This window comes from Umbribacter vaginalis (genome assembly GCA_001552935.1).
Lineage (GTDB): Bacteria > Actinomycetota > Coriobacteriia > Coriobacteriales > Eggerthellaceae > Berryella > Berryella vaginalis.
Genome location: KQ959673.1, coordinates 1 through 13,636 on the forward strand (window position 1 = coordinate 1; position 13,636 = coordinate 13,636).

Genomic DNA, 13,636 nt, shown 5'->3' on the forward strand with positions numbered 1-13,636 from the left:
GGTATCACACTTGAAGATGTGCCCGATTATATAAACGTACACGAGCAAGAGCAGGAAAAACCGTGCAAAGCAGACGTTTTCACATCTGCCCTTGACGCTGCTGAAAAGCAAGCAGCACTAGAAAACACGCACCGACCACCCCACACACCACCAACACAGGAACGATAGGAGAATATCATGGATGAAGTAAACGATCATATTGTTGCGCTCTTTTTAACTTTTACACGCTTGCCTATACCAGCAGCACAAAAAATCGCACAGCTGCTTTTTGACATGGCGCAGGCAGGACTCAAGGGAACTGCACATGTAGCGCATAGCGCTTTATGGAAAGCTGGAGCTGTTGGAGCAAAACACATAAACGGTATCGGCAAAGAGGGGCAAGTAAATATTAAAACGCTCACAAATGACGAAAAAGAGCTTGTCACGATTCCGATTACTCGCGCGGATCTAAAACAGTTTCAAAAACAACTAAAGAAAATGGGTGTCACTTTCGCCGTTGTTAAAAATCCTCAAACAGGTGAGCTTGGTATTGCTGTTAAAGCTGCAAATTTAAGCGTCATTGAACATGCAATGCATGATTATCTTGAAAAAGCGCAAGTTGCACAAGCAGAGCAAGCACCCGTATCGCAGCAAGTACAAGCTCAAAGCACACAATCGCAATCTGAAAAGCAAGCACAAGCCAAAAAGCAACAAGAACAAAAGAGCGCACAATCAGAAAAGCAAGCTGCTACTCAAACGCAGAGAGAAGCGCAGAGTAGCAAAGGTAACGCCAAGGCGCAAGAGGGTACGTGGAGCAAGCCGAAACGAGCGGTATACCACACTCCTGATGGCGACATCAATACGCTGTTATCAGAAAAAGTGCTGCTAGGTGGACTTGTTATGCAAGCCTTTAGCTGTGGTGTAGCACAGATTATTAACTCAAAGCAAAACGTTGTTGCGAGCAATAATCTTTCTGCTTGTGCAAGCATAGAAGAAGTACAAAGTGCATGCGAGCAGCTTAAAGGCGCAGTTCCACAAAAGGAGTATCTTCAACGCGATGGCGCAGGCAGACTAAAGCCACCCGATACGTCAGTCGATCCGCTACCAAGTGGCGAAAAAACAGACTTTGAGAAAAAACTCGATAGCGCAGAGGTGCAAGCACATACAGAAAATAAAGCACGCGCAAAAGAGCACACGCTTGCACGTGATAAAGGACTTATAAGGTAGGTAATTGTGCACAAATCACCTGTAACAAAAAAGCTTATATGCATCTATGTGACATGCGCTGTTGTGCTAGCGTGGTGTACAAATCGCTTAGTTGGCTTATATATGCTGCTGAGTTTAAGTGGCATGCCTTGTAGCGCTACAGATGTATGCAAAGCATTTGCGTCAACGCTTTTTTATCATCCTGTATTTAGTGACAAGCACGCAACGTTTGCATGTGCGCTCGTGTGTGCAATAGCATTTCTCTTTTTTATGCTGCATTTCGATATAACAGGGCAAGCATTGATGAAAAAGCGTGTACAAGGAAAAGAATACGGGTGTGCACACTGGGCAAGTCTTGCTGAGATGAAGCCATTTGCAAGCGCAGATGAATTTAGAAACGTAATTTTAAGCCAAAGTGCATGCTTATCGCTTGATCGCATTGCGGATAGGCGCTACGAGCGCAACGGGCACATCTATGTGCTTGGTGGCTCGGGTTCAGGTAAAAGCTATAACTTTTTACTGCCTAATTTGCTGCAAATGTTTGGTTCATATGTCATTACCGATCCAGACGAGCAGATACTTACAGATACAGGTGGCTTTTTACTTGCGCATGGGTATAAGGTGCTGGTGCTTAATACAGACGATCCAACACGTTCCATGCATTTTAACCCGTTTACTATGATCAAAACGGAAGCTGATATTTTGCGTCTAGCAGGCTGTATCATCAATAATACACAACCACCTGATGGACACAAAGATTTCTGGGTACAAGCAGAGCAATTACTTTATGAGTTTTGCATTGGGTATATGTGGATGTTTGCACCAAAAGAACTGTGCAACATTGATACATTGCTGCGCCTTGTAGGCTTTGCGCAAATTGAAGAAGAAAACGAAAAAGCGGTCTCTCCGCTCGATATTCTTGTGCGTGACCTGGAAAGCAAATATACCAACAAAGATAGAGAATACTTTTTGGTTGAGCTATGGCATGGCTTTAAGAAAGGTGCTGGTAAAACGCTTAAAAGTATTCTTATTTCCTGTGAAGTGCGTCTAGCGCCATTTAAGATACCGCAGGTACGTGAGATGATGCGCTATGACGATACGGGCGATCTGTCTTGTATCGCACAAACACCTGATACAAAAGCTGCTCTTTTTATTATCATGAGTGCCGGAGATAACACCTATCGCTTCTTAACATCGATGATTTTCTTTCGGGTATTTGATGATCTTTTGCACTTTGCACGAGCGCAAGACAATAAGCGCTTACCTGTACGTGTGTGGTGTGGCATGGATGAGTTTGCCAATATCGGGCGCATCCCTGATATTGAGCGCCATATCGCATACTTGCGTTCATTTGGTATTGATATTATCCCCATCCTACAATCCGATGCACAGATAGATGCCGTATATGATGAAAAAATAAGAAAAATCATCAAGGGTAACTGCGACACTACGCTTTTTCTGGGCAGGTGCGATCATGACGCTAATTCAGCATTTTCTGATACGCTTGGTGAAGAAACAATATGTGTAGATAACGTTTCTCGATCGCGTGGATCGTCTGATTCGTACTCGGTATCAGAGCAAAAACTTGCTCGCAAGCTTATGGCAGCAAGTGATCTGGGAGATGATAATTTCCCGGGGGACGAGTGTATCGTAAAAATTAAACAAGCTGCTGCATTTAAAGATTACAAATACGATACAAAAGAACATCCTTACTATAGCGAGCTTGAACACTCTAGCTTTAACTTGGATGAATATGTTTTAACACAGCGTGCCCGTGCTGCTAAAAATCGCATGGTTGATTCGTATACAGCACGTGGTATTGATATGCCTGAACAGGACTTTTTTCGCGATGTAGGAGAGGTGATTGTTATGGGTGAATAAAATGCGTGCAGGTTTCAACGGAGCGCTTCCATTCGCTTTGACCCGTATCCCCCATGCACGCAGGAGTGAATTGCAACCCTTACGGGTCACAAATGGACGGCTGCTAAACGCAACCACAGTTATTGTAACGTTTTTTAAGGAGTGAAAACACATGGATATGTCATTTTTCAATAAAGTTATACAACTTGTTTTCTGGGCTATTACAGCTGGCGGTTTTATTTATGGCGTAATTAGCGGTATGAACTTAGCAAAAGCAATCAAACACCGTGCAAGTGCCGATCAAGAAGAAGCCACCTATGGCATTGGTGTAGCTATTGTTATTTGTCTTATCGGTCTTGGTGGAGCGACATTTTTCCCTGCTATTCCTACCTTTTAAGGAGTAGAAAATGAATCCACTCGGTTTTTTAAACGATGCGCTTTTTAATCTGATAAAAGGGTGGTGTATATCCATCGCCACATTTTGTTGCGATGGTATCAATGAATTTATCGGTACGATTAGCTCTTTTAGGATTTTTACCCTGGATTTTGCTTCTCCTGAGCTTGTGGGCGTGTGGTCTGTTGCATCAAGTGTGGCACTTCACGTGTCCATGGTTTTAGCGTACACGCTGCTTGGCTTTTTTGTCGCACTTGAATTTTACACAGCAACACAGCACATCGAAAAAAGCAAATTCGGCGGTATTGAGATGCTCCTGCGCTGCCTGATTAAGATTTTAATTGTGAAACTTGTCGTTGATAATACACCTGCCATCATGCGAGGGTTATATGACCTGAGCGTCAATATCACACATGGCGTTGAAAAATATGCTCTTTCAAGTGGCACGTCAGGTCAAGTTATGCCAAAAGATGCAGTCTTAAACGTCATTAACTCAGCTACAGGAGATCAAATCGGGCTTTTGTTTATCATCATGCTTGTCATGCTTGTGGCGCTGGGCGTTACCTTTGCCACCTGCATTTTTATACAAGTGTATGCCCTTGGGCGCTTTATTGAGATTTTTGTGTGCGTGGCGTTTGGCGCGCTGCCGATTGTGTGCTTACTTGGACAAGACACAAAGCAAATCGGTATCAATTTCATTAAAAATTATGCATCCGTCTGCTTGCAAGGAGCAGTAATTGTGTTGCTTTTGAAGTTTGTCGCACCTCTTTTTGCTGGTGTAGCAGTGCTTTTAAGCAATATGATCGCCACTACGGGCGCATCGGGCATTCAAATAATCCTTACGTGTGTACCACCTCTAGCACTTTCTTTCTCAATTTTTGGTGCTGTGAAAGGTTCACGTGGTTTGGCGAATAAGTTAGTAGGTGCATAAGATGATTGAAATTATTTTGCGCGATGACATTAACGATTACGAACCTAAAGCGTTTTTTGGTCAGACAAAGCGAAGCGTGTGTGTTGCGGTATTGCTGTTATGTATCGCTGGCGCAACAGCTGCGGTGTTGTCGATTTTTCATATGCCCCTTGTTTTAATTGGGTACTTTCTCGTCATTGAGGGCATCGTTATTGGCATTGCTGGTCTGGGGAAATTCTCAGGGCAGCATTTAGAAAAGTTTTTATCTATTGCAATGGATGAGTTTTTTGTACCGAGCGAGCTTGAATACGTACAAAGCCACATTACAACATCCAGCGAAAAGAAGTTAAAGGAGATAAACCATGCTTTTTCACGCAAGCAAAAAAGATGCTACAAAAAAGAAAAAGAATAAAAAGCAAAAAGATCCTCAAACAACACTTACTATTACACCAGCAGGTAAAAACGTACGTGATCTACTTGGTTATGAATGCATGTTTGAAAATGGATTGTGTCGCATTGAGCAGGGCAGATACTCTGTTATGTATGCCTTTGAAGATGTAAGCTATCAAGACAGACGCTATGAAGAACAATTTGAAGTCTTTAGCACCTATGCTGAGTTTCTAAACTCGATTGATTCAGATTTGGATGTGCAGCTTTTATTTAATAACCGCCTGGTCAATGGAAAAGATATTAAAACGTCTATGTGTCTTGCCTATTCAGATGATCCAAATCAAGAGCTTAAAAATGAATATCGGCGTGAGATTAACACCATGATTGAAAAGCAAGTACTCTCAAAAACAAAAAGTATCGAGCGAGAGCGTTATTTAATTTTAAGTACAACGGCTGCTAATAAAGATGAAGCAGAAGCAACGCTGTTTCGTGCAGGAGAAGCTGCTATCAGAAAATTTGAAGATATGGGATCAGATATGCACTTTTGTAGTGCATCTGAGCGCCTAAGCGTGTGCGCTCGTATTTTGCGTCCAGCAGATGATACAAGTGCTGCAAGTTTTTCCTATGAGGATTTGCATGCAAACCCAACACTTTGTACAAAAGACTTTATCGCTCCAGCATGCCTGGATAAGATTGATGCGCAAACGTTTCAATTCGGCGATTATTATGGCAGTGTACTTTCCATTACGAAATATGCGCGATCAGTCAAAGATGATATTCTTGCTGCATTTTCTGCACTGCCACAAAATCTCGTTATGAGTATGCATGTGCGTATTATTGATCAAGCAGATGCTATTGATTTGGTCGACTCCCAGCTTACCGATATGAAAGCAGAAAAATCACATCATATGATTAAACACGGTCAGCGGTTTTTTTATACTGAAGAGATGCTTCCAAGTAACTTGAAAGATGGTATCAAAAATGCCGAAGCGCTGCACTCTGATATTATGAATAAAGATCAAAAAATGTTTATCCAGACATTACTTTTCTTCACCTTCGCCCGCAGTCTTGATGAGCTTAAACATGCTCGAGAAGAGTTAGAGCGTGTTGCGCGATCATATCGCTACAAGATTGATCCTGTATTTCATATGCAGCGCGCGCGTGGGCTTAAAAGCATTCTTCCTTTGGGCGTGTGCGCCATTCCGCATGAGCGTGTACTTACAACAGCACCTCTTGCTGCGTTTTGTCCTTTCATATCTGAAGAGTTAATGCAACCTGGTGGCGCATATTACGGTTGGAATCAATTATCGAAAAATCCTATATTTTTCAAACGGTCATCTCTCGCTGCTGCAAACGGCATGATTGTTGGCAAGCCTGGGCGTGGTAAATCCTTTGCTGCTAAACAAGAGATGACCAATACGCTTTTAACAGAGCGCGATGCCAGTGTGGATATTATCGATCCAGAACGTGAGTTTTCTGCTCTTGCTCGTGGTTTTTCGGGAGAGATTATTCACATCTCATCGGCTTCAAAAAACTACCTTAATCCTTTTGATATTTCAGAGGATTACTCTGATGATGACGATCCACTTACGGTAAAGACTGACTTTATCTTATCGCTGGTAAAAGAAATGGCTGGCGGACTTTCTGCCATTCAAGAAAGTATTGTAGATAGGGTGTGTCGCATTATCTATCAGCCGTACTTCACATCAGGTAAAGCAGATGATCTCCCAATTTTAAGTGATTTTCACAAAGAGCTTTTAGCACAGCCCGAAGAAGATGCGCATATCTTAGCCGTTACTATTGAGCGCTATATTACAGGCTCGTATTCCGTATTTAATCATCACACAAATATTGACGCATCGAATCGTTTGCGTATCTGGGATCTTAAAGATCTCGGTAAGCAAATGCGCACGGTTGCTCTTTTAGTCGTGCTCGATCAAGTGTGGAATCAGATTGTAAAGAATCGCGATCAGGGCGTGCGATCGTATTTTTATACCGATGAATGGCAGCTACTCTTAAAAAATGACTATGCAGTTAACTTTTACGATGAACTGTGGTCGCGTGCCCGTAAATGGGGAGCAGTACCTACCGCCATCACACAAAATATCGCGCGCGTGGTACAAAACGAAAAAGCACGTTTGATGTTATCAAACTCAGATTTTATGTTGCTGCTTGAACAATCCACAGCAGACGCAGATATTTTGCGCGAACTGTTGCATTTATCTGATACGCAGATGCGACATATTGCTTCAAAGCGTAAAGGTGCAGGTCTTTTGGTAGCAGGCTCGAAGATTGTGCCGTTTGTCAATGAGTTTCCGCAAGACACAAAGCTCTACCAGATGTTTACCACAAAATTTGAAGATATTCGCGATGCCCTTGCTCGGTAAGTAGTTATCTATGAGTAATTTTGATTCACACTACCTACAAAAAGAAGCAACACCAGTTGATGGAGATTTGCTGCAAAGTGTTGATCTGGTATCTGATTATGAAAAGGATTTTAGTGGTGCACAGAGCAATTTTCTTTTAGATGCACATAAAAAGACCTCTTCCGCCCTGGTTTCAAGCTCGCTTTTAGTAAGCGATGAGGAAAGCAGCTTTTCTGATAGCTTTAATAGTAGTCTTATAAAAGCGCCTGTAAACGTATCAGAACGTGAGATCGATACCACACACGCACCGTCTGCTCTTTTTGCTGCAAGCACGTATTTGCATAATCGCTTTAATCAAACAGCAAGTACCAACATTGACGAAGCAACAGGTGCGTTTGATACAGATGAGAGCGAAAAGAGTTTTGCTGCTGGCGTGTTTGGTCAAAGCTTATCCAGGCGTATCTTTTCAAAAAGAGGGGCAAGCGCATCTAACGCTGCGCGCGCTGCTGCAACGCAAGCGTATGTGTATGGTGCGCAGTGTGCTGATAGCGATAAAGAGATCGATGTCGGCAAAGAATTTGAAAATTCAAGTAAAGGTGCGCGAAAGATAGCAACAAGTGCGCTTGCAGCACCGTATCGCCTTGCTCGTGCACGTCAAGCACATCAGTTAAAAACTTATCCCTACAAGCGTGAAAAAATTGCTTATAAGATTCAAAAAAACGAGCAGCGCCTAGAGTATTTACGCTTAAAGCGTATGCGTAAACTTCGTGAAGTAAAAGCACAGCAGCGCATCCTTGCATCGAAAAAAGCACAGATGACACAAGCAGCATTTTTAAAGCGAAAAAAGCAACTTGCGCGTGCAGAAAAACGCTTTGGACTTGCGCGCTTTAGAGAAAAATTTATTGCTCGGCGCATCGGCTCTCTTAAAAATCATATGAAGCGTGTGATCAAATTATTAGCGCTAACACGTTTTGCCCTGTTTGGACGAGTACTTTTATTTGCACCTTTAATCGTTGGCGCATTTATGGGCTTTTTGCTCTTACTTACGCTAATTGCAGGGAGCATGGGCGCTATGCATCGGGCAAACTTTGAGGGTATGAATGAATATGAAAGCACGGTTGCTCGCTTTTTAATTGAAAAAGAGATAGATCCCTTACACGTTGCTGCCATTATGGGAAATATTGCTGCTGAAAGCGAGTTTGATCCAGCAAAAATTGAAGCACCACATGCAGCAGCAGGTGATGGTTTTGGGCTGTGTCAGTGGTCTTTTGACAGGCGCAGACAGCTAGAAGAATACGCTTTTTCTCAAGGCATACCACCAGCAAATATAAATGTTCAGCTGGATTTTTTGTATTCTGAACTTACAGGAACAGGGGCTGCTGGGCTTTTCTCTAATATCCAGATGAATTTTAATGCTTTTTTGGGAATAGATGACCTTGAACAGGCTGTATATTATTTCGGGCGCACCTTTGAGCGTCCAAATGAGGCTTTTGCACATTGGGATCGGCGCATTGAAGCAGCTAAACGCTATTACACCATCCTTACCATGGGTGCTGGTGGCGCACTTGGCGGTAGTGATGTAATTTCTGCTGCTTATAGCGTTGCTGCTAATGCAACCCCTTATGTTTTTGGTGGTAGTGACATTGTGCACGGGTGTGACTGTTCGTTTTTCACACAATGGTGCTATGCGCAAGCAGGTATCTCGATACCACGTACCAGTGAAGCACAAAAAGCAGCAGGTATAGCTATTCCGCTTGATGAAGCGCAAGCAGGCGATCTTGTATGGATGCCAGGACACATTGGTATCTATATTTCTCCAACAACGGTAATTGAGCAAACACCGCCTTATTGCCGTGTAAATTCCATTCACTACAACCGCTGGGTATGCGCCATTAGGATACTTCACTAACATTAGAAAGGATGTAATTATGAAACTATTAGAAGATTTTAAGCATTTGCCTGTTAAACAGCAAAAATCTCTTATAACAAGTCTTGCTATCGTTGCATTTTTGATAGCTGTGTCATGTGGTGCAAATGTCGTTTTAAGCGCTTATAACACACCACAAGCAACACAAGTCACACACGAGCAAAGCGATACGGCAGAGCAAGCAATTTCTCCTGAGCTTGCTGCACGCCAGCAACAAGCGCAAGCTCGCTATACGAAAGATGAAAAGGAGTTTGTAGACATACTTGAGCATAATACCTGGGTTGATGGCAATGAAAAAAGTGTGATTAGCTTTAGCGATACCATCATCAAAGAGCAAATATCACAAAATATCAAGTCACGTCCTTATGTATTAAGTGCGTTTAATTTTAACCGTGTCGTTGATTCCAACAATCCGAGCTTTTTTACCGTCATGTATACCGCTGCTCTTGAAATGGACAGCCAAACCTACCTTATGCAAGTATCCAGGCGCTATGCGCAAAATGGCTATGAAAAATGGCAAATGCATATAGGTCAAGGTGCGTTTTCAAGCACACGCTATATGCCATCTAAAAACTCAGGCACCTTTGAGGTAAAAGGAATAACGCCTGAATTTGATAAGCTTGTAGGTGGAAAGACTGGACAGCTTAAAGATACGCTGCATGCGTTTTGCGAAACTTACTATCCAACAGCAAGTGAGCTTACCTGGTCAGGGCAAGTAAGAGCAGATTATAAAACAGGCGATGTTTCAACTGAGTTTATTGTAAACAATTATTCTCACTCACGTATACCCGTTGTGTATAGTTCTCAAAAACAAGCCTTTGAAGTTGGAAAATCTAAGTAGGTGTATCATGAAACTTGTTATAGCAGAAAAGCCAAGCGTTGCTAAAAGTATTGCAAACGCTATTGGTGCACATAAAAAGACAGATGCAGGCTTTGAGGGAAATGGTTATATCGTATCGTGGTGTGTAGGGCATCTTGTATGCCTTGCACAACCGTCTGCCTATTCTTCGCAATACGACAAATGGCGCATTGACGATTTGCCGATTGTGCCTGAGCACTACAAGTATGAAGTTATAAAAGCAACAAAAGCACAGTTTAATGTACTAAAAGCGCTTTTAGCGCGCAGCGATATTGATAGCGTTATAAACGCCTGTGATGCAGGGCGCGAGGGTGAGAGCATTTTCAGACTTGTCTATATGAAAGCGTGTTGCAAAAAGCCTATGTATCGTCTTTGGATCTCATCAATGGAAGATAGCGCTATACGCAAAGGCTTTGAAAATCTTTTACCTGGCAGCAAATATGAAAATCTATTTGCAGCAGCGCGTGCGCGAAGCATTGCCGATTGGCTTGTTGGTATGAATTTGTCACGCTTGTATTCATGTAAATTTAGGCAAGTGTTTAGCGTTGGACGTGTACAAACACCTACCCTTGCCCTTATTGCAGCGCGTGATAAAGCGATAAAAACTTTTCAAAAAGAAAAGTATTATACGGTTTGCATTAAGAGTGATGTTTTTAGTGTAGTATCTGAGCGTATCAATGATAAAGCGCATGCAGAGCAGATTGCTACAAGTATACGTGCACAAAAGTCTTGCGAGCTTGATAGCGTTATACACAAAGAAAAAATAACTCCCCCTGCTCGTCTTTATGATTTAACAACCCTTCAACGTGAAGCGAATAAACTTTATGGCTTTTCAGCTAAAAAGACACTCGATGCGCTTCAAGCGCTTTATGAGAAAAAGCTTACATCGTATCCTCGCACTGATAGCAGATACTTAACTAATGACATGAAAGATACAGTGCGCACACTTTTAAGTGCTCTTGATCCTAGCTTTGTACCTGATGAAAAGAATTTCTCTCGTATGTTTGATTCATCAAAAGTAAGCGATCACTATGCTGTAATTCCTACTCTTGAAAGCGCGAGCAAGGATATAAACACACTCGATGTAAGCGATATAGAAAAAACGATTTATGCGCTTGTAAAAGCAAAGTTTTTAGCTTGCGCAAGTGAGAGCCTTGTAGAAGATATAACCACGCTTACACTTACCTTTGACGGTATTACCTTTACGCAAACAGCAAAACAAATACGGCTTGCTGGATGGACAAAGTATGCAATTAAGGTAAAAGAAAGCACACATGCGCTGCTGGAGGGCGATGTGTCATGTGATACGTTATACCCTATACGTGAAGTTCTGATAGAGGATAAATACACCAAGCCCCCTGCTGCATTTAATGAAAATACTTTGCTTCATGCTATGGAGATCGCTGGCACAGACGTGCTTGATAAAAATGTAGAAGTCGAGCGTAAAGGCATTGGCACGCCTGCAACACGAGCAAGTATTATCGAAAATCTTATTAGCAAAGGCTTTGTTGTGCGTGAGAAAAAAGCACTTCACGTAACAGGCAAAGGTATTGCGCTTCTCTGTGCAGTTGATAGCGAGTTTACAAGCGCACGGCTTACCGCACAGTGGGAGACAAAGTTAAGCGAAATAGCACAAGGCACATACTCAACGGAAGCGTTTCTTGAAAAGCTTACACAAAAGCTTTGTGCAGTCATACAAAAAGAAAGCGCTGCTACTTAGATGTTTGTTCGCTCTTGTGATTTTTGAACACAAAAATCACTTGATCAAGATCTGATTGTTGGTGCGTGTCCTCTACAGATTCGATAGCATTTCGAGAACGGATTTTTCTGATAATGAATTTGATAATGAAAATTATACCTTTGATGATGTTTTTAAGGAGTGAACAGAGCATGCGAGCGAGAAAAACTATTGCCGTGATGGCTGCACCGATGCATATACCGATGAATTTCAGGATTGCGAAAAAAAGTGCCATCATCATTTCAAATAGAAAAATTTCTTGCATAGTTAACCCTTTCACTTGGTATATAATGTAAGAAAATCCGTACTTCCAATACAACGGATGCAAGCTAGGAGTGATACAATGTTCAATTTTTCTTCTTGATTATAATCTTATAATTTGCGCATGAAAAGCACTGTCTTGTATGCGCTATAAATCCCCATACAACAATACATAAAACAATGTATCTGCACTTCCATACGGCAGATCATACTTTAAGGAGTGAAAACAATGGAAACTATTCAATTCAAAGATGAAAATCTAAAGAGTGCAATTCTTTCTGATATGAAGGTGCGCCGTCTTATTGATCTGGCAGCAAAGGAGATTACCGAAGATGATGCGTTAAAAGTTAGAAAATTAGATCTATCTAATAATGGTATTCAATCAATAGAGGGGATTGAAAACTTCAAGAACCTTAAATCACTCAATCTCGTCTACAACCAAGTCTCCGACCTCTCACCGCTGGCAAAGTTAACTAACCTTACAAAGCTCTATCTTGCCTATAACAACATCTCTGACATCAGCGCGCTTGCATCCCTGCCTGAGCTTACAGATCTCACTCTTGAGCATAACCAAGTCTCCGACCTCACACCTCTTGCAGGCTTGACCAACCTTACACAGATCGATACCCGAAACCAAACCATTACATTACACCCCAAATCAAGCAAGGTTGACCGAAAGAAAGAAATTAAAGAGCTTGCTGCAAAAATTGATGAAGCAGTAAAAAATTACACACTTGATCCAGATGCGCTCTATGAATTATTTCTCTTTAGCCAGCAATTTCGTGAATATAGCATGAATAACGTCATTCTTATATATAAGCAACGCGAAGGTGCACTACAAGTAGCACCGTTTTCTAAATGGAAAGAGCAAGGATACAATGTTCGCAAAGGTGAGCATGCCCTTAAAATATTTGCACCATGTCTTACAAGTTTTGTTTATGATAAAGATAAAAATGTTATTTGTCGCTTGAAAGATGCTACACCTGAGCAGAAAAAACTCATTACATCAGGTGAGTATACCGTTGAGCGCAAAAAAACTGGATATACTCTTGTTCCTGTTTTCGATATATCACAAACCGATTGCCCTATCGAAAAATATCCAAAAGCCTTTTCGCAAGATTTTATTCTTGGTAACGATGTTCACGCAACAACGCTATTTTCAGTTATTAAAGACTTTTTATGTGATGAGTTAGGGCATAGCGTTTCTTTTGCAAGTGATCAAGAGCGTGCAGACGTGCTGAACGGTGCAAGAGGAGTTACTATGTTCCCTCGAGATGATAACTCTAGCGAACCAGTAAAAATTCTTATTGATGCAACACTTTCAGAAAATCAGCAGCTAAAAACCTTGGCACACGAAACAGCACATGCGCTGCTGCACAATCCACATACTAATGTCGATAAGAACACAGCACTCCCTCGTGCGCTGCAAGAATATCAAGCTGAATTATGTGCTGGTATTGTTGCACAATATTACGGCATCGATTCTATGCGCGCGAACGCATCATATATCGCAGGCTGGGTGGGCGATGAAGATGTGCCCGAAGCAGAAAAAAATAACTTACTAAAGCAAGTATTAAGCGCTGCTGAGCAAGTGATTTCATATACAGATTATGTTTTAGAACATACCTATCACTTAACACGTGAGGACTTTTCAAAAAGCGAAGAACAAGAGCGCGTTGCAACGCCTGGTGATGTTTTCATGTCCACACTTGATGCTGCTGAAAAGCAAGCAGCGCTAGAAAACAC

11 protein-coding genes are annotated in these 13,636 nt (G+C 41.9%); 10 read left to right on the forward strand and 1 reads right to left on the reverse strand.

The genetic code is table 11. From position 1 onward, the window contains the following. The first annotated feature begins 177 nt into the window (after window positions 1-177). The 9 genes from HMPREF3190_RS00455 to topB all read left to right on the forward strand — a co-directional run bounded on the left by HMPREF3190_RS00455 (window position 178) and on the right by topB (window position 11,611). A complete protein-coding gene (locus HMPREF3190_RS00455) occupies window positions 178-1,206 on the forward strand; it encodes a PcfB family protein (protein WP_066779143.1) in 1,029 nt (342 codons plus the stop codon). Between the two features lie 249 nt (window positions 1,207-1,455). After that, window positions 1,456-3,066 (forward strand): VirD4-like conjugal transfer protein, CD1115 family, encoded by a 1,611-nt coding sequence (locus tag HMPREF3190_RS00460; RefSeq protein ID WP_449675896.1) that lies wholly within the window; start codon window positions 1,456-1,458, stop codon window positions 3,064-3,066. 151 nt (window positions 3,067-3,217) lie between these two features. Continuing rightward, window positions 3,218-3,442 carry a hypothetical protein gene (locus HMPREF3190_RS00465; RefSeq protein WP_066779149.1) on the forward strand — a complete coding sequence of 75 codons (225 nt, stop codon included), beginning with the start codon at window positions 3,218-3,220 and terminating at the stop codon, window positions 3,440-3,442. Between the two features lie 10 nt (window positions 3,443-3,452). Then, window positions 3,453-4,370 carry a hypothetical protein gene (locus HMPREF3190_RS00470; RefSeq protein WP_066779152.1) on the forward strand — a complete coding sequence of 306 codons (918 nt, stop codon included), beginning with the start codon at window positions 3,453-3,455 and terminating at the stop codon, window positions 4,368-4,370. A gap of 1 nt (window position 4,371) precedes the next feature. Beyond that, window positions 4,372-4,761, forward strand: coding sequence for a PrgI family protein (locus tag HMPREF3190_RS00475; RefSeq protein ID WP_066779159.1), 390 nt, complete (start codon window positions 4,372-4,374; stop codon window positions 4,759-4,761). Beyond that, window positions 4,712-7,126 (forward strand): VirB4-like conjugal transfer ATPase, CD1110 family, encoded by a 2,415-nt coding sequence (locus HMPREF3190_RS00480; RefSeq protein ID WP_066779167.1) that lies wholly within the window; start codon window positions 4,712-4,714, stop codon window positions 7,124-7,126. Before HMPREF3190_RS00475 ends, HMPREF3190_RS00480 begins: the two co-directional genes overlap by 50 nt. A 10-nt stretch (window positions 7,127-7,136) precedes the next feature. Then, window positions 7,137-9,014, forward strand: coding sequence for a phage tail tip lysozyme (locus HMPREF3190_RS07495; RefSeq protein ID WP_066779168.1), 1,878 nt, complete (start codon window positions 7,137-7,139; stop codon window positions 9,012-9,014). 19 nt (window positions 9,015-9,033) lie between these two features. Then, window positions 9,034-9,873, forward strand: a complete 840-nt coding sequence (locus tag HMPREF3190_RS00490; protein ID WP_066779170.1) for a hypothetical protein — start codon at window positions 9,034-9,036, stop codon at window positions 9,871-9,873. A 7-nt stretch (window positions 9,874-9,880) separates the two neighbouring features. Continuing rightward, window positions 9,881-11,611, forward strand: a complete 1,731-nt coding sequence (topB, locus tag HMPREF3190_RS00495) for a DNA topoisomerase III (protein ID WP_066779177.1) — start codon at window positions 9,881-9,883, stop codon at window positions 11,609-11,611. On the opposite strand, the gene HMPREF3190_RS00500 is transcribed toward topB, so the two are convergent. Next, entirely contained in the window at window positions 11,604-11,894 is a 291-nt protein-coding gene (locus tag HMPREF3190_RS00500; RefSeq protein ID WP_066779180.1) for a hypothetical protein, read from the reverse strand. The two genes, topB and HMPREF3190_RS00500, sit on opposite strands and share 8 nt — an antisense overlap. A 225-nt stretch (window positions 11,895-12,119) precedes the next feature. Here HMPREF3190_RS00500 and HMPREF3190_RS00505 point away from each other — a divergent pair. After that, on the forward strand, window positions 12,120-13,636 hold a 1,517-nt coding region (locus tag HMPREF3190_RS00505; protein ID WP_156425665.1), incomplete at its 3' end, for a leucine-rich repeat domain-containing protein.

Bases quoted from the DNA above. Each gene is read 5' to 3' on its own strand.
- HMPREF3190_RS00475 (WP_066779159.1), top strand. From the start codon at position 4,372: ATGATTGAAATTATTTTGCGCGATGACATTAACGATTACGAACCTAAA.
- HMPREF3190_RS00490 (WP_066779170.1), top strand. From the start codon at position 9,034: ATGAAACTATTAGAAGATTTTAAGCATTTGCCTGTTAAACAGCAAAAA.
- HMPREF3190_RS00465 (WP_066779149.1), top strand. From the start codon at position 3,218: ATGGATATGTCATTTTTCAATAAAGTTATACAACTTGTTTTCTGGGCT.
- HMPREF3190_RS00470 (WP_066779152.1), top strand. From the start codon at position 3,453: ATGAATCCACTCGGTTTTTTAAACGATGCGCTTTTTAATCTGATAAAA.
- HMPREF3190_RS00455 (WP_066779143.1), top strand. From the start codon at position 178: ATGGATGAAGTAAACGATCATATTGTTGCGCTCTTTTTAACTTTTACA.
- HMPREF3190_RS07495 (WP_066779168.1), top strand. From the start codon at position 7,137: ATGAGTAATTTTGATTCACACTACCTACAAAAAGAAGCAACACCAGTT.
- topB (WP_066779177.1), top strand. From the start codon at position 9,881: ATGAAACTTGTTATAGCAGAAAAGCCAAGCGTTGCTAAAAGTATTGCA.
- HMPREF3190_RS00460 (WP_449675896.1), top strand. From the start codon at position 1,456: ATGCTGCATTTCGATATAACAGGGCAAGCATTGATGAAAAAGCGTGTA.
- HMPREF3190_RS00500 (WP_066779180.1), bottom strand. From the start codon at position 11,894: ATGCAAGAAATTTTTCTATTTGAAATGATGATGGCACTTTTTTTCGCA.
- HMPREF3190_RS00480 (WP_066779167.1), top strand. From the start codon at position 4,712: ATGCTTTTTCACGCAAGCAAAAAAGATGCTACAAAAAAGAAAAAGAAT.